Annotated in this window: 20 protein-coding genes and 1 pseudogene; 10 read left to right on the top strand and 11 right to left on the bottom strand. The window is 61.3% G+C overall.

Features of this window, described 5'->3' with window-relative positions:
• The first annotated feature begins 3 nt into the window (after window positions 1-3).
• A complete protein-coding gene (catC, locus tag AC3WQS_RS28185) occupies window positions 4-285 on the top strand; it encodes a muconolactone Delta-isomerase (RefSeq protein ID WP_492712602.1) in 282 nt (93 codons plus the stop codon).
• A gap of 20 nt (window positions 286-305) precedes the next feature.
• Here the strand turns inward: catC and AC3WQS_RS28180 are convergent, their stop codons facing one another.
• Both AC3WQS_RS28180 and AC3WQS_RS28175 read right to left on the bottom strand, forming a co-directional pair.
• Window positions 306-935, bottom strand: coding sequence for a response regulator (locus tag AC3WQS_RS28180; RefSeq protein ID WP_492712603.1), 630 nt, complete (start codon window positions 933-935; stop codon window positions 306-308).
• Window positions 932-2,101: a sensor histidine kinase gene (locus tag AC3WQS_RS28175; RefSeq protein ID WP_492712638.1), complete on the bottom strand. Its 1,170-nt coding sequence runs from the start codon at window positions 2,099-2,101 to the stop codon at window positions 932-934. Before AC3WQS_RS28175 ends, AC3WQS_RS28180 begins: the two co-directional genes overlap by 4 nt.
• A gap of 184 nt (window positions 2,102-2,285) precedes the next feature.
• Between AC3WQS_RS28175 and AC3WQS_RS28170 the strand changes: the two genes are divergently transcribed.
• Window positions 2,286-2,876 (top strand): GlcG/HbpS family heme-binding protein, encoded by a 591-nt coding sequence (locus tag AC3WQS_RS28170; protein ID WP_492712604.1) that lies wholly within the window; start codon window positions 2,286-2,288, stop codon window positions 2,874-2,876.
• Window positions 2,877-3,077: 201 nt separating this feature from the next.
• On the top strand, window positions 3,078-4,073 hold the full coding sequence (locus AC3WQS_RS28165; RefSeq protein ID WP_492712605.1) for an alpha/beta hydrolase: 996 nt from the start codon (window positions 3,078-3,080) through the stop codon (window positions 4,071-4,073).
• Between the two features lie 57 nt (window positions 4,074-4,130).
• Here the strand turns inward: AC3WQS_RS28165 and AC3WQS_RS28160 are convergent, their stop codons facing one another.
• The 3 genes from AC3WQS_RS28160 to AC3WQS_RS28150 all read right to left on the bottom strand — a co-directional run bounded on the left by AC3WQS_RS28160 (window position 4,131) and on the right by AC3WQS_RS28150 (window position 8,540).
• Window positions 4,131-5,246, bottom strand: a complete 1,116-nt coding sequence (locus AC3WQS_RS28160) for an NDMA-dependent alcohol dehydrogenase (RefSeq protein ID WP_492712606.1) — start codon at window positions 5,244-5,246, stop codon at window positions 4,131-4,133.
• Window positions 5,247-5,325: 79 nt separating this feature from the next.
• On the bottom strand, window positions 5,326-7,053 hold the full coding sequence (locus tag AC3WQS_RS28155; protein ID WP_492712607.1) for a PucR family transcriptional regulator: 1,728 nt from the start codon (window positions 7,051-7,053) through the stop codon (window positions 5,326-5,328).
• Between the two features lie 77 nt (window positions 7,054-7,130).
• The gene (locus tag AC3WQS_RS28150) at window positions 7,131-8,540 is read right to left on the bottom strand and encodes an ABC1 kinase family protein (protein ID WP_019745620.1); all 1,410 of its coding nucleotides are present in this window, start codon (window positions 8,538-8,540) and stop codon (window positions 7,131-7,133) included.
• A gap of 132 nt (window positions 8,541-8,672) precedes the next feature.
• Here AC3WQS_RS28150 and AC3WQS_RS28145 point away from each other — a divergent pair, with 132 nt between their 5' ends.
• The 5 genes from AC3WQS_RS28145 to AC3WQS_RS28125 are packed head-to-tail and all read left to right on the top strand — an operon-like array spanning window position 8,673 to window position 12,555.
• Window positions 8,673-9,092 carry a MerR family transcriptional regulator gene (locus AC3WQS_RS28145; RefSeq protein WP_007729752.1) on the top strand — a complete coding sequence of 140 codons (420 nt, stop codon included), beginning with the start codon at window positions 8,673-8,675 and terminating at the stop codon, window positions 9,090-9,092.
• A gap of 46 nt (window positions 9,093-9,138) precedes the next feature.
• Window positions 9,139-10,515 carry an MFS transporter gene (locus AC3WQS_RS28140; RefSeq protein WP_492712608.1) on the top strand — a complete coding sequence of 459 codons (1,377 nt, stop codon included), beginning with the start codon at window positions 9,139-9,141 and terminating at the stop codon, window positions 10,513-10,515.
• Complete coding sequence (locus AC3WQS_RS28135) at window positions 10,512-11,531, top strand: ABC transporter substrate-binding protein (RefSeq protein WP_492712609.1); 1,020 nt, start codon at window positions 10,512-10,514, stop codon at window positions 11,529-11,531. The genes AC3WQS_RS28140 and AC3WQS_RS28135 overlap by 4 nt, the downstream gene beginning before the upstream one ends.
• Before the next feature lie 21 nt (window positions 11,532-11,552).
• Complete coding sequence (locus AC3WQS_RS28130; RefSeq protein WP_492712610.1) at window positions 11,553-12,272, top strand: 2OG-Fe(II) oxygenase; 720 nt, start codon at window positions 11,553-11,555, stop codon at window positions 12,270-12,272.
• Window positions 12,262-12,555 (top strand): Ada metal-binding domain-containing protein, encoded by a 294-nt coding sequence (locus AC3WQS_RS28125; protein ID WP_007729748.1) that lies wholly within the window; start codon window positions 12,262-12,264, stop codon window positions 12,553-12,555. The genes AC3WQS_RS28130 and AC3WQS_RS28125 overlap by 11 nt, the downstream gene beginning before the upstream one ends.
• Here the strand turns inward: AC3WQS_RS28125 and AC3WQS_RS28120 are convergent.
• From AC3WQS_RS28120 to AC3WQS_RS28110, 3 genes are read right to left on the bottom strand one after another with little or no spacing between them, the layout of a single operon-like run.
• On the bottom strand, window positions 12,518-12,946 hold the full coding sequence (locus AC3WQS_RS28120) for a VOC family protein (protein ID WP_003940449.1): 429 nt from the start codon (window positions 12,944-12,946) through the stop codon (window positions 12,518-12,520). The genes AC3WQS_RS28125 and AC3WQS_RS28120 overlap by 38 nt on opposite strands.
• A gap of 40 nt (window positions 12,947-12,986) precedes the next feature.
• The gene (locus tag AC3WQS_RS28115) at window positions 12,987-13,469 is read right to left on the bottom strand and encodes an SRPBCC family protein (RefSeq protein ID WP_029256428.1); all 483 of its coding nucleotides are present in this window, start codon (window positions 13,467-13,469) and stop codon (window positions 12,987-12,989) included.
• A 2-nt stretch (window positions 13,470-13,471) separates the two neighbouring features.
• The gene (locus tag AC3WQS_RS28110; RefSeq protein WP_492712611.1) at window positions 13,472-13,816 is read right to left on the bottom strand and encodes an ArsR/SmtB family transcription factor; all 345 of its coding nucleotides are present in this window, start codon (window positions 13,814-13,816) and stop codon (window positions 13,472-13,474) included.
• A 94-nt stretch (window positions 13,817-13,910) separates the two neighbouring features.
• Between AC3WQS_RS28110 and AC3WQS_RS28105 the strand changes: the two genes are divergently transcribed.
• Window positions 13,911-14,567 carry an alpha-ketoglutarate-dependent dioxygenase AlkB family protein gene (locus AC3WQS_RS28105; protein ID WP_141488279.1) on the top strand — a complete coding sequence of 219 codons (657 nt, stop codon included), beginning with the start codon at window positions 13,911-13,913 and terminating at the stop codon, window positions 14,565-14,567.
• A gap of 5 nt (window positions 14,568-14,572) precedes the next feature.
• Here the strand turns inward: AC3WQS_RS28105 and AC3WQS_RS28100 are convergent, their stop codons facing one another.
• From AC3WQS_RS28100 to AC3WQS_RS28090, 3 genes and pseudogenes are all read right to left on the bottom strand, one after another.
• Complete coding sequence (locus AC3WQS_RS28100; protein ID WP_198586334.1) at window positions 14,573-14,719, bottom strand: hypothetical protein; 147 nt, start codon at window positions 14,717-14,719, stop codon at window positions 14,573-14,575.
• Window positions 14,720-14,866: 147 nt separating this feature from the next.
• Window positions 14,867-15,985: pseudogene (locus AC3WQS_RS28095) on the bottom strand (hypothetical protein).
• Between the two features lie 361 nt (window positions 15,986-16,346).
• Window positions 16,347-17,189, bottom strand: coding sequence for an NAD-dependent epimerase/dehydratase family protein (locus AC3WQS_RS28090; RefSeq protein ID WP_322742070.1), 843 nt, complete (start codon window positions 17,187-17,189; stop codon window positions 16,347-16,349).
• An 86-nt stretch (window positions 17,190-17,275) separates the two neighbouring features.
• On the opposite strand from AC3WQS_RS28090, the gene AC3WQS_RS28085 reads away from it, so the two are divergent.
• A complete protein-coding gene (locus tag AC3WQS_RS28085; RefSeq protein WP_019745609.1) occupies window positions 17,276-17,920 on the top strand; it encodes a ScbR family autoregulator-binding transcription factor in 645 nt (214 codons plus the stop codon).
• Window positions 17,921-17,933: the final 13 nt, after the last annotated feature.

Raw genomic sequence — 17,933 nt, 5'->3', positions numbered from 1 at the left:
AACATGGCACTCTTTCACGTTCGAATGGACGTCGATATTCCGCGCGACCTGGATCCGGAAGTACGCGCCGATACCGTCGCAACGGAGAAGGCGTACTCGCAAGACCTTCAGCGCCAGGGAAAGTGGGTGCATCTGTGGCGAATTGTGGGACAGTTCAGCAACATCAGCATCTTCGACGTCGAGTCGGCTGACGAACTCCATGAGATTCTCTGGAACCTCCCGCTGTTCCCGTACATGACCATCGAGGTCATGCCGTTGACGCAGCACGGATCTTCGATCAGGTAGAGCCTGCGCGGGCGGGCGGGTCAGCGTATTCCGTCGCGGCGCAATGCGACGGACACTGCGGCAGAGCGGGTTTCGACACCGAGCTTGGCGTAGATGTGCCCAAGATGGGTTTTCACCGTCGCTTCGCTGATGAAGAGTGCCTTGCCCAGCTCGCGGTTGGTCATCCCCTCGGCGAGCAGGCTGAGCAGTTCGGACTCACGGGCGGTGAGCGCTTCCTGCGGGCGCTGCATCTGCTGGACAAGACGAGAGGCCACAGTGGGAGAGAGAACGCTGCGCCCGGCTACCGCGCCGCGCACCGCGCCGAAGATCTCGTCGGGCGTTGAGTCCTTGAGTAGGTAACCGATGGCACCGGCGTCCACGGCCCGCACGACGTCGGCGTCGGTGTCATACGTCGTGAAAACCAGTACGGGAACATCGACACCGTCGCTTCGCAGGCGTTTGATCGCTTCTGCACCGTGCATGCCGGTGCCCATGTCCAGATCCATCATCACCAGATCCGGTGAGGCCGACGGTATCGCCGTGGCCGCCTCCTCGCCGGACGATGCTTCGCCGACTACTTCGACGTCCGGCTGAGTGTTCAGCAGCGCTCTCAGCCCGGCTCGCACGACCAGATGATCGTCGACGAGGAACACGCGAATGGTGGTGGTCACCGGATCCTCCGTTCGAGAGGGAACTGGGCCGCGACGACGGTGCCGTCTCCCGGTGCACTTTCCACGGTGAACGATCCGCCGAGCTGTGCGATGCGACTTCGCATCGCACGTAGGCCGTATCCACCGTACCGAGAATGGTCGGCGAGCTTTCCCGGATCGAAGCCGACGCCGTCGTCGAAGATGTCTACGGAGATGGAGTTGTCGAGATACGTGATCGTCACGCCCGCCGTTTCGGCGCGAGCGTGGCGGGCGATGTTGGAGGACGCGCTCGAGACCACTCGCACGATGGCATGAGCTACGTCCGAGGGCAGGATCACGGCTTCACCGACGGTGCGGATCCGAACGGTGGGGACGAACTGGCGGGCGGCGGCCACGACCAAGGCGTCGAAGTCGCCCGTACCGCCCTTGGTCGGTGCCAGGTCGTGGACGAGGTCGCGACTCTGCATCAGGCTCGTGCGGATATTCTCTGCCGCGGCATCGATATCGGCTCGAGACGGCGAACCCGTTGTATTCCAAATTTGTTCGGCTGCCTCGAGTCGTAGAAGAGCGCTCGCCAGTCCCTGAGTAACGGTGTCGTGGATTTCGCGCGCGAGGCGCTCTCGCTCAGCGGCAACGCCGGCAGCACGTTCGGTATCTGCCAATGCAGATTGCGCTTCTGCTACCTGACGTAGAAGCCGAAGGCGTTCTCGGGCATCTCGTTCCATCTGCCCGTACGCTGCCGCGACCAGTGCCGCGGTGCACAGAGGTCCGAGCAGTGTCACCAATTCGGCACGACCGGTGACTCGGTAGAACGCGATTCCGGCGAGGACGCCCAGGATCCCGACGAGGGGGTAGGCGATCTTGCTCGGGTACAGACGAATACAGAGGAAGAGAACGGGGAACGCACACCACGCGAAACTCGGCGCAAGCCAGACCAGCGCTGCCCAGGTGCTCAGTACCGGCCACATCCACAGTCGTTGGCGAACCACATCTCGCGAAGACACCGTAGCCATCACGGCGTAGAGCAAGGCGAGGACCACGGCCAGGACGAGTACCACCCCGAACCGACCGCTGGTCCCGTGGACTGTGACGTACCGGACTCCTGACGTGGACAGCAGTACGAAGAACGACGCGTGGATCGCATATGCCAACGGGCCGCGCAGGCCGAGTTCGGCGTCGGCGTTCATGGCTCCGTTACTCATCCCTCGAATATTACGGAGGGTGCCAGGCCGTCGTATCAACCATTCGGATGATATCTGCACAACCAGACGGGGCACGGTTCGTCACCCGAGCGCCCGATGTGCGCACCCGCGCCGGGACGCGACGCTGTAGTGGACGGTTTCGAACCATTCGACTGAAAGTGTGCCCGACATGAACCACCGCATTTACACACGACTTCCCCGTACGCTCGCTGTCGCCGTTCCGGTTGTCGCAATCCTTGCCAGCGCCGCATGCTCGACCACCGACACACCGGTGGCGAACGCATCGAGCACGACGTCGATTTCTGCCACGCAGCAGCCTGCTGCGACCGGCGATTCGGCGATTGTCACTCAGAATCGACTCAGCGCCGACGCAGCAGTGAAGGCTGCTGGTGCGGCCCTGGCAGAATGCCGGGCGGACGGGCTCGGATTTGTCACCGTCTCCGTCGTCGACCGTGCGGGAAATGTCATCGCCATGGTGCGCGGCGACAACGCAGCCCAGCACACGGTGGAGGCCTCACGTGAGAAGGCGTACACCTCTGCAGCTTTCGGAGCCGACACCAGTGACCTCTCGCAGCGTACCAAAGGCGAGGGATCAACCATCGCCGACCTTCCCGGCACTCTCTTCCTTGCAGGTGGAGTCACTGTGAAGGCTGGATCCGCGTCGATCGCCGGCATCGGTGTCGGTGGTGCACCGGACGGAATGCAGGACCAAGCGTGTGCTGCAGCAGGTCGTGATGCGATCGCTTCGTCACTCGGCTGAGTGAGCGCATTCAGCGTGCTTCGTGAATTGTGCTTTTCGCCACCTGGATTCGCTCGGCACGACAGTTGTCCGATTGTTGCGATGACCTCGACTTTGTAACACCGGAGCCCCCGGAAAGGGACAAACACGTCGACAGTGGAACCGACGATGCACTTACCGAAGCGAGTTTCTTGATGCGCAGTTTCGGGGAAAGACACAACCTTGCAGAGAATCAGATTCAGGTTGCCCGAACGCAATACACGGCGGGTGCGGGTGCTCATAGCGGCGTTGCTGTCGATCTTCCTTCTCGGCGGCATGTTCGGTCCGACCGCCGCGAGCGCTACTCCGGTGCACTCGGCGCCATGGGGTGGTTACGACGAGTTGTGGGTCCCGTCTTCGATGGGAAACATCAAGGTTCAGGTGCAGTGGGCCGCGCGGGGCGGCAACGCCGCGTTGTACCTACTTGATGGTCTTCGTGCGCAAAACGACAGGAATGCTTGGAGTTTCGAAACCAACGCACTCGATCAGTACCGCAACGACAACATCACGTTGGTGATGCCGGTCGGCGGTGAGTCGAGTTTCTACACGGACTGGTACGCGCCGTCCAATTTCAATGCTCAGCCCATAACGTACAGGTGGGAAACATTTCTCACCCGCGAGCTTCCGGACTTCCTTGCAGGGTATGGTGTTTCACCAACCAACAATGCGATCATCGGGTTGTCGATGGGCGGCAGTGCCGCGTTGAACCTGGCGGGGCATCATCGGGATCAGTTCAAGTTCGCGGGCTCGCTGTCCGGCTACATCAATATCTCGGGCCCGGGTATGCGTGAGGCGATCCGCGTAGCCATGTTCGACGCCGGCCGGTACAACGTCGATTCGATGTGGGGCCCGCCGTGGTCATCCGGGTGGCTTCGCAACGACCCATTCGTCAACGCGGAATCGCTTCGCGGACTGTCGATGTACATTTCGTCGTCCAACGGCATCCCGGGACCGTACGATCATCCGTCTGCGCCGATCGATTACTTCCACACGGCGACAGGTATGGGGCTGGAGGCGCTCTCCTGGGTGCACGCGCGTGCATTCGAAATTCGTCTGAAATCCATGGGAATCCCAGCGACGTACAGCTTTCCGCCCGCCGGGATTCACTCCTGGCCGTATTGGTCTGCTGAATTGTGGATGGCCAGAGGACAAATTCTCGACACCATGAACGCCTGGTGACGCAGATGTGAGGATCTCTCCGGACTGGCGTATGCGTCAAGTCCGGAGAGAACTCGCTCAGAAGGTGATGATTCCGCGGAGGTTGCGACCGGCATGCATGTCGGCGAAACCGTCGTTGATCTGGTCGAGGCTGTACCGGTTGGTGATGAGTCCGTCGAGTTGGAGCTTGCCGCTGGTATAGAGATCGATCATCCAGGGAATGTCGGCAGTGGGATTGGATGCGCCGAACAAGGATCCTTGAATTCTCTTCTGGTACAAGGTGAGTTCCATCAGGCTCACGGGAATGCCGATGTCCGTCATCTTCCCGAGACCGGTGACGACGCAAGTTCCTGCCTTGCGGATTGACGAGAACGCCTGCGCGACATGTTCTCCGGTGGTGACGCCGACGGTGACGATGGCGGAATCCGCGCCCTGGCCGTTGGTGAACGAGCGCGCGATGTCCGTGGCTTCCTCCATGGTGGACACGGCATGGGTCGCTCCCAATTTCAATGCACTGTCGCGCTTGAACGCAACCGGGTCCACCGCGATCACGTGGGCGGCGCCGGCATGCGAGGCGCCCTGTACCGCGTTGATTCCGATTCCGCCGACCCCCATGACGATGACGGTCTGCCCGGGGTACACCTGAGCGGAGTTGACCGCGGCGCCCCAACCGGTTCCGACGCCGCAACCGAGCAGACACAAAGCGTCGAGCGGCAGGTGTTTGTCGACTTTCACGGCCGAGAGAGTGCTGACCGTGGTGTATTCACTGAAGGTGGACAGGCCGCAGGTTTGTGCGACTGGCTGACCGTCGAGAGACATTCTGTAACTGGAGGTTTCGCCGGGCCTGCTGCCGGTCATGATGGCAGCGCCGTTGTCGCAGAGGTTCTGGATTCCGCTTGCACACCAACGGCAACGGCCGCAGGCGGCGAGGAACGAGAACACGACATGATCGCCCTCGGACCATCCTTCGGTGTTCGGCCCGACCTCGACGACGATTCCGGCGCCTTCGTGTCCACCGCAGATGGGATAGCGGCCGACTCCGTGGTCGCCGCTGGCGATGTGATCGTCCGAGTGGCACAGGCCGGAGGCGACCATCTTGACAGTGAGTTCGCCGCTGCGGGGTGAATCGAGTTCGAGATCGACCACCTCGTATGTGCCCGGTGCTTGGCGAATGACGGCTCCACGAGTGCGCAAGTTGTCTCCTGAGGTGAGAGTTGTTCTTCGGCTTCCTCAGTTGTCTACTCGAGAGTTCAGGACGGGCTCGAGGCCCATCTCACTGATCGGACGTTTCGTATTTTTCGGATTCGTCCGGGGTTCGTCCCAAGATGGCGAGTTGCAGTTCGGTGAGCAGTCGCGTGTCCGGCTCGTCCAACGAAATGCCCATGATCTGTTCAGCGCGCCGAATGCGGTAGCGCAGTGTGTTCGGATGTACTTTCAGAGACGAGGCGGCCTTCTTCACATCCCCGAAAGCTGTCAGGTAGGCCGTGAGCGTGAACTGCATGTCAGAGGTGTTCTTGTCGTCGTAGGAGACGAGTCTGTCGATACGAGGGTCTCGCAATCGCTCGTGATCGGCAACGAGGTCGAGTATCTCGCCCAGCAATACCGCGGTGCGTGACGCCGCGAGTGTGGTGACCTTCGAGGTTTCGTGATCATCGGTGGTATCGAGCACGCGGTCCACCTCTCGACGCGCCTCGGGTACGCCGTGCAACCGCGCGATCGGGACCGCGACGGCGGCGCGCACGCTGATGCCCGCACGGTCCTCGACTACTCGCACGGTGTCGTAAGCCCAGTCGCTGACAGCGACCTCGTGGTCGGCCTGAGGGAACAATACGTAGATCCGGTTGTCGATGATCGTCGTGACCGCGTCGCTGCGGAATGCGCTGGCGCGCAGGCGCAAGGCGTTGGTGATTCGATCGAGATTCGATCCGGGCGAGAGTGATGTCGCAAATCCGACGACCGCAGACGGTCCGTCGGTGTTGATGCCGAAAGAACCGGCCAGCGAGTGCATGTCGACCCCACCGGAGCGAACACCGAACAGCCTTTGCACTTGGGCATTCTCGCGGCTGGAGGCGTCCAAGGTACGCATGAGAATGCGTGCGGCGACCGCCGCTGCACCCCGCAATACCGCTTGGGCGTCGTGGGAAAGAGGTTCAGAGGCGCGCTGCACCCAGATGCTGCCGAGATTGTGTTGGTGTGCAACAGAACCCGTCGGCGCTGACAGGTCCGGGCGGGTGATGCTCACAGCCAGCCTCTGCGCGGCTCCGATGCTCGGCTCGGAGGGCAGACTGATGACCTCGTCCGATCGCCTGAGATGCTCGAACACGCCTCTGCTCTCTATCCATTCGGTGTATTCGATCGGCCACTCCCGGCCGAGTATGGAGAGCTGACGGAGTTCGTCTTCGCCTTCGTGAGCAGAGGAATATGCGATGACGTGGAGTGCCGTGTCGTCGATCGTCACGAGTCCGCCAGTCAATTCGGCGATCGTTTCCGAGAGCGCGAACAGATCCGAATCACCACCGGCCACAACTCCTGCGACGGCCCGCGAACGGTACATGCTCTGTGTCAGAAGCCGTAGTACGAGCGAATAGACGTGCCCGGAACTAGCCTGCGGATGTACCGCGGCCACTGCGATCCCGATGTTACGTGCGGCGGTGAGAACCGTCGTCGCCTCGCGCGCATTCTTGACGAGCAGAAGCTTCGGACGACGCCTCGCCGGCCTGCCTTCGAACTTTCGCAGCCACTGCGTCAACGTCGATTCGGGAACCCCCACGGGGAGGTAGATGTCGGAGATCGCACCACGGCTGTCGGTGCCGTCGATATCGGAGGACTCGACGAGGGCGATCGAACGGATTTCGACATCGAGTCCTTCCGGGCTTTCCAGAAGTTCGATCACGGACTTGTCCGTGGAATGCATGAGGGCGCCGAGGGTGGTGCCGACACTCGGCCCGTTATTCCTCGGACCTGTCGACGCTTGCGGGAGGGCTACAGAAAGTGGCTGCACATTTGCTCCTCGGCCGGTGGGTCATTACAGGCTAACCCCGACAGACGAAATGCAGAATAAGGAAATAGGGGACAAATTTATTCGTCAGGCATGGTGATGCCGAGTTCCTGCACCTTTTCGGCGACTGCCTCTGGAAAAACGTTCTTGAACAGATAAAGGTCTTGTCCGATCACCCAACCAGGTGCCAACGCCGTCGCATATCGCTCGAAGTATCCGAGTTGTTTACCGAAAAGAACCAATTCCTCGGGACTCGCAACACCCCACTGCTTGCCCAACTGAATCAGTGCCATGATCAATTCACTGAGCTTGAGTTCACCGAGGTCACGGCCGAGAATCGGGGCCAGGGCCGTTGCGACCTGCATGCCGAGCTGATCGTCGTCGACTTCGTAGTCGGTTGCATATCCCAAGGATCGAATTCCGCGGGCGACACGGGCGAAATCACCGTCGATGAGGGTGGCTCGGAACATGTCGGAAAGGATGGATCTCCATGTCTCGGGAAGGACGCCGACGATGCCGAAGTCGAGCATCGCTATCCGGCCGTCGTCGAGGACCCACAAATTTCCCGCGTGGACATCTCCGTGGAACGGACCGTGAACGATGACTGATTCGAGCCAGACCTTCACTCCGCGCCGGATCAGCATGCGGGCTTCGTCGATGCCGTCCGGACCGGCGACGAACCGATCCAGTGGAACGCCGCGCATGCGTTCCATACAGATGACGCGGGGACCACAGTAGTCCCAGTACACCTCCGGTGTCGTGACTCCTTTGTTGTCACCGAATGCGCTGATGTTGTTCCGGAATGTGGTTTGCCGGTCGGCCTCGACCGCGCTGTTCAATTCCGTCATCGTTGCATTGTGCAGATCGCGAATGATGGCGGTGGCATTGGCAATTCGAAGGAACTCGACAAACTTCTCGAGGATGTTCGCACCCCAATACGCCGCCCGCAGGTCGATCAGCATCCGCGCATAGATGTCCGGACGCTGGATCTTGATGACGGCCTCGCGGCCATCGTGCAGAACGCACGCGTGTACCTGCGCTACCGACGCGGCCGCGAGAGGTACGTCGTCGAATTTCGCGAACAGGTCGTCTACGGAGTATCCGAGGTCTTCGTGCACGACGCTTCTGGCCTGCTCGGCAGGAAATGACGGAACGTCGTCGAGGCAACGTAGGCATGCATTGGCGACGGGGGCGGGGAACAGGCCGGACGACGACGCGACCAGTTGACCGAGCTTGACGAAGGTGGGACCCAGCGCGATGAAGCCGTCGACCATCCCGTCGGAGGCAGCGTCAGCCCACGTGCGTCCGCGCTTGCGGAAAGGCCACACGATCAGTGCCAGCATGATCGATGTCGACAACACGACGGCGATGATCGCGGAACGCCACAACTGGGCGAGGCCGAAGCGTTCGAGGTCCGGCATGTGGACTTCGAGGGCAGTGGCGGGCACTCCTGACGAGTACGGCCCGACAGGTCGCGTTGGATCCAGCACAGCTCTCCCTCGTTCAACGAGCGCATCCAGCATTTTGCCGTGAGATCACTTACGCGACCCCTTCCGTTAGTCAGTATGCCAAGTCACACATAACTGCCGGAACCGCCTACGCGTTCAGCCTACGATCGGTGAATGCGTGAGCACTTGATCCCGATCGGCGAGGTTGCAAAATCGTTCGGAATTGCGGCTTCGACCTTGCGCTATTACGAGGACGAAGGACTGCTGTCCGCGCGGTCGCGAACTGGCGGCAAACGCTGGTACGGGCAGCGTGAGCTGCGCCGGCTGGCATTGATCCGGATGTACACCGAGACGGGAATGTCCTTGGAACAGGTGCGGTCCTTCATCGAAACCGACACCACGTCCGACCAGTTCTCGACGGTTCTCGCAGATCAAGTGTCGACACTCGAGGCGCAGATCGCCGCTGCTACGCGAGCGAAACTGATCCTCGAGCATCACCTGACGTGTCGGCAAGAGCGTCCGATGCAGTGCCCGTGGTTGCTCGAGCAGCTCGACATACGCGTCGAAGCGGCGCTTGACTTCAAGTTGACTTGAACCTCCATAGTTAGGGCGCACTTACCGCCCTATTCGGAGGTTGACCATGTCGGCACGACGATGGCTGCCGCTCATCGCCGCATGCATCGGAACTTTCCTGTTACTGACGTACGCCACCATCACGACAATCGCAGTGCCGGCCATCGCAGTCGGTTTGGACGGCAGTACGGGCGCGATGTCCTGGGTCGTCGACGCCTACACGCTGGCTCTTGCCGCGCTTCTGGTGGGCATGGGCGCACTCGGCGATGCATGGGGACGTAAACGCCTCTACATCTGCGGACTGGTCGTGTTCCTGGTTGCAACGGCCGTGTGCGCGATTGCTCCGGACGTCACGGTTCTGGTCGTTGCTCGCGGCGCGCAAGGAATTGCCGGTGCGGCGATGTTCGCGACGCTCCTGCCTCTGCTCGGCGACGCATATTCGGGCCGCGATCGTCACGTCGCCTTTGCTGCGTGGGGCGCCGTCGCTGGATTGGCGGCGGGAATCGGGAACGTTGCAGGAGGGCTGCTGACGCAGTTCTTCGACTGGCGTGCGGTTTTCTATTTCGGAATCCCCGTGGCCGCAGTAGCGCTCGCAATGGCTGTGTTCTGTTTCGCCGACAGTGAGCGCGGCGACGACAACATCGACTGGGCCGGAATCGTTTTGTTCACCCTCGCTGCCGTTGCCGCGGTTCTCGGCGTGACGTGGGGCGGCGACATCGGGTGGGCTTCGTCGTCGACAGTTCTTGCCTTCCTGATCGCAATCGGTGCGCTGACGGCGTTTGTGTCCTGGCAGCGTCGAGGCAGCAGTCCGATGCTCGATCCGGCATTGTTCCGATCCCTGAAATTCGACGGCGTCCTCGTCGCTGCGTTCGGGTACTACCTCGCGGCCTACGGCCCGCTCGTAGTCCTTTCATTGTGGCTGCAGAACGGGCTGGAACTGTCGGCATCGGCGGCCGCACTCGTGCTCTCGATTCAACCGCTCGCTTTTGTCTTCGTGTCGGCGCTGTGTGGATCACGGCTTCAGCGAGTCGACCTTCGACTGTCGCTCGGATTCGGGACGGTTCTCTGCGGAATCGGTTGCGTGGCCATGCTGTACGTTCTCGCCGAGCCGGTCTGGCCCGCGCTGATCGCCGGGCTGATTCTGACCGGTGTCGGTTCCGCGATGGTGTCGCCGGTGCTGCCGGGTGCCGCGATGTCGGACGCCCCGGCAGGGCGCGCCGGGACGGCTTCGGCGACAGCCAACTCGTCGCGTCAATTCGGGCTTGCCGTCGGAATTGCGTTGTGCGGCTCTCTCTTCGCCGGTCCGGACGAGTTCGCCTTGCTGTGGCCGTTGGTCTTCTGCGCCGGCGTCGGAATGCTCACGGGTTTGGTATCGATCCTTCTCTTTTCTCGTTCGTCAACTCCTGCAACAGTTCAACCAATCGCCGAAAGGGCACACACATGACCACGCTGTTCACTCCACGACCGCACCGGCGTCTCGAGATGGACTGGAATCGCCGCAGGTTCCTCGGCGCTGCAGCAGGATTGGCTGCTGCGCTGGCAGCGGCCGGTTGCTCGCGTTCGGGCGCAGACGCCGGGGGTGAAGGCGATGCAGGCTGGTCCTTCACCGATGATCGCGGCAACCTGATCGAATTGGATTCACCGCCAAGGACATTTGTCACCTACACCGGTATCGCGGGTGCTCTCTGGGATTACGGACTGGTGCCTGTCGGTGTTTTCGGGGCGCTGACACGATCACCGGGATCAACGGACACCAGCATCTCCGGCAACTTGGATTTCTCGAAGACCGACATGGTCGGGCAGCTCTGGGGACAAGTGGAACTCGAGAAGATCGCTGTGCTGGAGCCGGACGTCGTCATCGTCCCTCAGTTGCGTGGTTCGGCACTACTAGACGAGGCGAACTTGGATGCGGTGAAAGGCTTGTCGACAGTACTGTTCGTGGAAACGGCAGCAGGAACCATCGACCGAACCGTGCAAGAGATCGTGGAACTGGCCGTGGAACTCGGAGCGGACCAGGATATGGAGGCTCAGCGAAAAGACTACGACGCTGCGCGTGCGCGGATCTCCGAAGTTGCTTCTTCGCTGAATAATTCACAGGTTTTGTTCGCGTCCGCAGATCCGGATATGATTCGTGTCAGTCTTTCGGGATTCCCGATCCTCGCAGACCTGGCGGGATTGGGACTTGCCGTCGTCGATCCGGCCGAGGGATCGTCGGTCTACGTCGAGAACCTGGCTTGGGAGATGGCGGACCACTATCCGGCCGACATGATCTTCCTCGACGATCGCCCGTCCAGTTTGCAACTGGATACGCTCGGAACCAATCCTGCGTGGTCCAACTTGCCCGCGGTGAAGGCGGGAAAGATCGGGACCTGGAATCCGGAACCCGTGCTCAGTTATGCCGGGATCGCCCGTACGTACAACAATCTGGCTGACCAGCTGCTGGCATTCTCACATTCCTGACCGCCGCGTCGTCTACGACGTATGGACCTCTTCACCGATCTGTCTGCTCGAGTTGATTCCCTCGATTGGCCTGCGCTGATCGAGGGAATCAACTCCAGTGGGTGTGCCCAGACGGCGCCGATACTCGACGAGTCGGAGTGCCGCGAAATTGCTTCCTGGTACTCGGACGTCGGCCGGTTCCGGAGCACCATCGACATGGCTCGATACCGCTTCGGCCAGGGGGAGTACCGGTACTTCGGCGATCCCGTACCGGAGCCGATCACGGCTATGCGATCCGCCTTCTACCGACACCTGCTGCCCGTGGCGCGGGAGTGGGCGTTCAAGCTGGGCGAGGGTGCACCGTGGCCGGATTCATTCGAAGAATGGATCCATCAGTGTCACGACGCCGGTCAGAATCGCCCTACCCCGATCCTTCTGTCCTACGGACCTGGTGACTGGAATGCTCTGCATCGGGACTTGTACGGAGAGTTGGTGTTTCCCTTGCAAATCGTGATCGGACTCGACAGACCTCGCATCGACCACGCCGGCGGCGAGTTCTTGCTCGTGGAACAGCGGCAGCGCGCCCAGTCGAAAGCGACGGTGACGGTGCTCGAACAGGGGCACGCGTTGATCTTCACCACGCGGGATCGACCGGTGCAGAGTTCGCGGGGGTGGTCGAGAGCCCCTGTGCGACATGGTGTCAGTGTGGTGCACTCCGGCACGCGTCGAACATTGGGATTGGTGCTTCATGATGCCGAGTAAGACGTACATTCTCCGCGACGCTCGCAACAAACCCTACGAGAGTTCGACGCCCGGTGTGCTTGGTGGGCACCGGAAAACGAAGATCTACGGTCGACTCGACTGTCGAGGGGCTGCGCAGGCAATCGCGCGTGGTGGGTATGTCGCCAGTCGGGTGTTCTTCGCGGACGAGCCGACCGCGATTGCGGCCGGCTATCGCCCCTGTGCTGTCTGCATGCCCGAAGGTTACGCAGCCTGGAAGGCAGTTGCTACGCGCCGAAGCGGTCGCGGTACTCCTTCGGAATGAGCGGCTTGTCGCCGCGGACCTTCAGCTGCTGGACAGCCCAGGTATTGCCGTCCGGGTCGGCGAATCCGAAGAAGGTGCCCCCGTCACGCTCGTCGAAGACGGTGACCTCACTGGCATCGACGCCGCGGTCGATGAGCTCCTGGCGAGCCGCTGCAGCGTCGGCCACGACCAACTGCAATCCCTTCAACGAACCAGGGGCCATCTCGGTCTGCGACGGCAGGTTGCCGATGACGATCGAGCAGCCCGAACCACGCGGAGTGAGCTGGGCGACCGTCATGTGTTCGTTGACGGTGTGGTGGTCGAGATCGAAACCGACCTTGTCACGGTAGAACTCGATGGAGCGGTCGAGGTCACTGACGGGAACGATGACTACTTCGAGGGTCCAGTCCATGAAACTGCCTTTCGCTGAGGAGGTTCGGGCAAACAGGTGGTCAGAGTTGCGCGACGATCTTGTCCAGGCGTTCGTAACCTTCGGTGACGCCGAGCTCCATATTGCTCTCGATCATTCCGTCTCGCGCTTCGAGGCTCGGATATACGGAATGGCCGGAGAGGCGGGTGCGTCCATTGCCCAGATCCTCGAACGTGATCGATTCGATGCTGACGACGTCGGGAAATCCCTCGTATTCGAAGGTTTGGATGGCAAAGTCGTTCTCGCGAACAACGTGAAATACACCGTTGAACCGGAACTCTTCGCCCTCGGGGTTGCGATGGACGTACTTGTATCGACCGCCGCTCACGAACTCGTATTCGTCGATCTCCATCTCGTATCCGTTGGGGCCGAGCCACTGCTTGACCAGTTCGGGATTCGAATGAGCTGCGAAGACGGCACTGACGGGTGCGTCGAATTCGCGGGTGATGTCGATGTACGGCACGCCCTCAGGAGCCGTGATGCTGACGGGATTGGTGGTAGCCATGGCTAAGTCTCCTTCTGTGTGGTGCTGAGTAGGTGATCGAGCTTGCGGAACTGTTGTTCGTGGATCAGTCGATAGCGGTCGATCCAGGCGGTCAAAGCCTCGAGAGTTGCGGCGTTGAGATGTACCGGCCGCCTCTGGGCTTCGCGGCTGCGAGTGACCAAACCCGCGGCTTCGAGTACCTGAATATGTTTGGAGACGGCCTGTTTCGTGATCTCGAATGGCTCGGCCAAATCGTTGACCGTTTGGGGGCCGGTGCTCAGGCGGGCGATGATCCGCCGTCGTACCGGGTCGGCGAGCGCCATGAACGCTTTGTCGAGACGCTCGTCTGCCCCTGGATTCACGATCACTTGTCAACCATCTCCTTTATCAACCAATCTGTTGATTACGCTACGGGTCCATGCGGAGGGTGTCAATGCTGCGAAACCGATTAGCGTGGAATTCATGAACGCTTTGATTCCTCGGCCACGAATGGAAGTGGCGCCAGGGGCGATTCTCGTTCCGGATTGGCTCAGCATCGAACAACAGCGCACCTTGGTGGCCGAGTGCCGACGGTGGGCGACCGCACCCGTACCGATGCGCTCGGCCGTCGTCCCTGGTGGGCACAAGATGTCGGTGCAAACAGTCTGTCTCGGTTGGCACTGGCAGCCGTACAAATACACGCGCACCGCCGACGACGTGAACGGTGAACCGGTTGCCGCTGTGCCCGACTGGCTCGTTGGCCTCGGCCGTAGCGCAGTTGCCGCGGCCTATGATGGTCCGACTGTGGGGGAGCGGTACACGCCGGACACTGCGCTGATCAATTTCTACGACGAGGGCGCTCGGATGGGCATGCATCAGGACAAGGACGAGCGCTGCGACGCTCCCGTCGTCTCACTGAGCGTCGGGCAGAGTTGTGTCTTTCGGTTCGGGAATTCCGAGAATCGGAACAAGCCGTACACCGACGTCGAACTCCATTCGGGTGATCTCTTCGTCTTCGGTGGGGAGTCTCGGTTCGCGTATCACGGAGTGCCGAAAGTTATTGCGGGAAGTGCAAGTCCCGACATCGGTCTGCCGTCCGGGCGGCTGAACATCACCCTGCGGGATACCGGAATGTCGTGACTGTCTCACCCCTGCTGTGCCACTGGTGTAGCAGGGTCGAAGTCTGCGCTCGAAGGTCCGTCCCCGACCATCTCGATCAACTCGGTCGACGGTGGAGTTGGCAGCGTGCGCCAGCGCTCTCGTTCGAGGTTGTGGGGTTGTGTCTCGTTCATGCCCTCATTTTCGACTTCCGGCTCCGATCCACCAGTCGGGGATGGGCCGGGTGCAAATCGGTAGGCCGTTGAGGTTGACCCGACCCGGAGGGCAACTGCGATCGATTCCTCACGGAATCTCATGCCTAGCAGACCCTCACGTGTGGGTCATTGCTGCGATTCCAGCGTCCATGCGGGCTGGTCGGTCACTTCCGGGCCGTCGTGCAGCACCCAAACACACGGCTCGGAGATGTAGGTGGCAGCATCGGTGAACCAGTATGTTTCGTCGGGTGCCCAGCCCGCGATGACGCTCGCCGTGTCGGCATCGACCTCGATCGCGGTTCCTGCCGCCGCCAGGTATCCCGTCACGGTAAGGTGCACTCCCTCAAAACTTTCCGCGACCTGCACCCAGTCCGGGATGACCCACCTGCCTCATCGGCCGGTCGTCCGGTACCAATCGTGCCGCTTCTCCGCGGTGACCTCGAGTGGGAACCGTCTGCACAGATCCGACCAGGCTTGTGCGCTGTCGATCTCGTAGATGCGTGCGCCAGTCGGTGGCCGCAATGCTCGCACGACGGCCCGTTCCCATCCCATGCTGTCTTCGATGAACCACAAGCCCGCCGGAGTCCCGTCGAACAGCGCCCTCGTCGAACCCTGCGTGGGTGGATTCGACCACCAATAACCTGACCAGTTCGCCGCGGGATCCACCGGGCGGTCACGTTCAGCTCTCGCTTCCGATTCCAGGGTGCTCGTGCGCCACTCGCTGAGGAGTTGTTGCGCAGCAGGCACCTCGCGTGTGTCCGGAGAGTAGTCGCCTCGGCTCATGATCGACCATTGGTCGGGCGCGGCAAGCGGGCTGCTCGACCATTGCGCCTGTTCGGAGCCGGCAATGTGCTCCGCGACGCGTCGAAGCTCATCTTGCATAACCTCGGTGGCGACGAGGACGTCTTCTCCGTCGGGTTCCTGCCAGTAGCGTGCCGCATCGACGGCTTCTGCGAGGGCGGAGCGTAGATCGACGGCGGTGACGTCGGGGAGCGAGATTTCCGAGAGGCTACGCGCCACATCCTCGGCGGTGACTATTGTCCGCCGGGCCTCTTCGGCGCCCGGGCCGAACAACACTCGGGAGGTGCCTTGCCTGACGTCGAGGTGATAAGCCGCCCGGTGAGCGCTGATGCGGAACATACCGTCGCCTGGCTCGGGCCGCAGGGTGCGTTCGGCGTCGATCGCATACGCGAGCAGCATCCGGCGCCCGCGCGGTCCCGACAGCAAAATATCCGCAGTGAGCATCTGTTCTCCCGTTTTCTGGTTCAGATGACGGTAGCCGAGGTCGGCGAGATGGAGAGCTTTCTGCCGTGATGTCAGAGCTCCTGGCCGGTTCGTCGCGCACGACGTAGATCGTCACACGCTGCATTCGGCGGCGAAGGTGGATGGAAGGGAACCCCCGGCTGCTGCCAGTCGCGTGAACGCGGCCATTGTTGGTGGGCGCGACCACTGCCGTCATTGTGCAGCCATTGTTTCGTCCATCAGAGCTCGCACTGTTCGTCTGTAGTGACAGCGCAATAGGTCCTGTTCATTGCGCAGGATGATCCCGAATGAGAACTGAAAAGTTTGGGAGGCAGTTGTTTTGGCGAGAGCAACCTTTGTGTCATCAGTACAGTCTCGACCGGAACCAGTGATCGAGACTGATCATGTCTATCTTGTGCATGTCGAGACCCAGCTGGGCGGCAACTTTCACTGCGTCGGCGCGGGGGATAGAGCTTTGGGGCAGAGTCCAATTGGTCTCCCGCGCATGATGCTCGAGAAGGTCGATGACTGTCCGCGGGACGGGTTCGTTGACGTGAAGTGTTGAGCCGTAGCGAAATTGCTGTTCTGTCGACAGTTTGTAGATAGATCGGGCGAGTAGGTTTACGTCGACTACTGACAGGATCGCGCTACCATTGTCGATGACCGAGTCGAGTCGAGAGACGATTCGCGTCAGTGTCGGCAGAAACCATCTGTCGCCGGGTCCGTACACGAGATGGGGCCGGACGACGAGGCCTCCGGCGTCGCGCACGAACTCCTCGGCGAGGGCGCGCGTGCGGCTGGCAGGTGAGAGGGGTTTGAGAGGTGCGCCGTTGACGGGCAGGTCTCGAAACGGGCCCGGCCCGTACACCGCGGCGGTGCTGACGTAGAGCAGCCGTTCGACGCCGACGGCGGCGGCGAACGACGCAACATTCCGTATGCCGTGTTCGTTGACGTGAACGCACTGTTGTTCGTCGTCGCCCACGTACGACACGCAGCAAATGACGGTGGACGCCTGGCTCATAGCAACTCGTAGAGAGGCGCTTTCGTTGATGTCGCCGATAGTGGCGGCAATTCCGTTGCGGCTGAGTTGTTTGGCTGCGCTGTCCGTGCGAACGAAACCGATTGCAGCGTTTCCGTCCCGGGAAACCAGCTGGTTCATCACTGCTGAGCCGATGAAACCAGTGGCTCCGAGTACCAGAGTCGTCACGGTGTGTCCGTGTCGAGGGCGTTGCTGCCGGGTCTTTCGACGTATCGTTGAGATTCATTCCGTCGGCAACGAGAGCTGGGTAGATCATGCAGGAGCGTGCGGTCCTCACGCGCCAGGCCGTCATTTTGGGTGCTGCGAAGAGCTTCGAGAAGTTCGGGTACTCCGCCAGTCTGGGCACGATCTTGCAACACGGGGGTGTGTCCAAGGGCGCGATGTATTTTCATTTCGCGTCGAAGGAGGAGCTTGCGCACGCGGTCATCGCAGCGCAGCACGGAATGGCGATGGAGGGTACCCGGCGGGTTGCTGCGCATTCCGACATCGCGGTAGAAACCCTGGTGCTCGTTTCGCAGGAGATGGCTCGGCAGCTTGTGACCGAGCCCATCGCGCGAGGTGGCATGCGGTTGACGATGGAGATCGGCAGTATTCAAGGTCCCATCGAACAGCCGTACCTCGATTGGATCGAGGCTATCAAGCAGGTGGCAACCCAAGCCGCCGAAGCCGGCGATATCGTCCCGGGCACCGATATCGACGCGTTGGCTCGATTTGTGGTGGGGTCGTTCACCGGAGTGCAGATTCTCTCGGAAATGCTTACGGGCAGAACCGATCTGTACGAGCGGTTGAGTCAGATGTGGAACTTGGTGCTGCCAACGATTGTCCGCGAGGACAAGTTGGCGCACGTCATGCAACTGGCGGCGCTTGCACCGAGAGAGTGGGAACCACCGAGCGTTTGACGTGGATGACGCG

The organism is Rhodococcus sp. FW305-130 (assembly GCF_058788335.1).
The sequence above is the reverse complement of the archived record's forward strand: the minus strand, read 5'-3'. Positions and strand labels throughout refer to the sequence as shown.

Coding starts and splice junctions, on each gene's coding strand:
- catC (WP_492712602.1), top strand. CDS start 4: ATGGCACTCTTTCACGTTCGAATGGACGTCGATATTCCGCGCGACCTG.
- AC3WQS_RS28175 (WP_492712638.1), bottom strand. CDS start 2,101: ATGAACGCCGACGCCGAACTCGGCCTGCGCGGCCCGTTGGCATATGCG.
- AC3WQS_RS28170 (WP_492712604.1), top strand. CDS start 2,286: ATGAACCACCGCATTTACACACGACTTCCCCGTACGCTCGCTGTCGCC.
- AC3WQS_RS28145 (WP_007729752.1), top strand. CDS start 8,673: ATGCGTGAGCACTTGATCCCGATCGGCGAGGTTGCAAAATCGTTCGGA.
- AC3WQS_RS28140 (WP_492712608.1), top strand. CDS start 9,139: ATGTCGGCACGACGATGGCTGCCGCTCATCGCCGCATGCATCGGAACT.
- AC3WQS_RS28135 (WP_492712609.1), top strand. CDS start 10,512: ATGACCACGCTGTTCACTCCACGACCGCACCGGCGTCTCGAGATGGAC.
- AC3WQS_RS28130 (WP_492712610.1), top strand. CDS start 11,553: ATGGACCTCTTCACCGATCTGTCTGCTCGAGTTGATTCCCTCGATTGG.
- AC3WQS_RS28125 (WP_007729748.1), top strand. CDS start 12,262: ATGCCGAGTAAGACGTACATTCTCCGCGACGCTCGCAACAAACCCTAC.
- AC3WQS_RS28120 (WP_003940449.1), bottom strand. CDS start 12,946: ATGGACTGGACCCTCGAAGTAGTCATCGTTCCCGTCAGTGACCTCGAC.
- AC3WQS_RS28115 (WP_029256428.1), bottom strand. CDS start 13,469: ATGGCTACCACCAATCCCGTCAGCATCACGGCTCCTGAGGGCGTGCCG.
- AC3WQS_RS28105 (WP_141488279.1), top strand. CDS start 13,911: ATGAACGCTTTGATTCCTCGGCCACGAATGGAAGTGGCGCCAGGGGCG.
- AC3WQS_RS28100 (WP_198586334.1), bottom strand. CDS start 14,719: ATGAACGAGACACAACCCCACAACCTCGAACGAGAGCGCTGGCGCACG.
- AC3WQS_RS28085 (WP_019745609.1), top strand. CDS start 17,276: ATGCAGGAGCGTGCGGTCCTCACGCGCCAGGCCGTCATTTTGGGTGCT.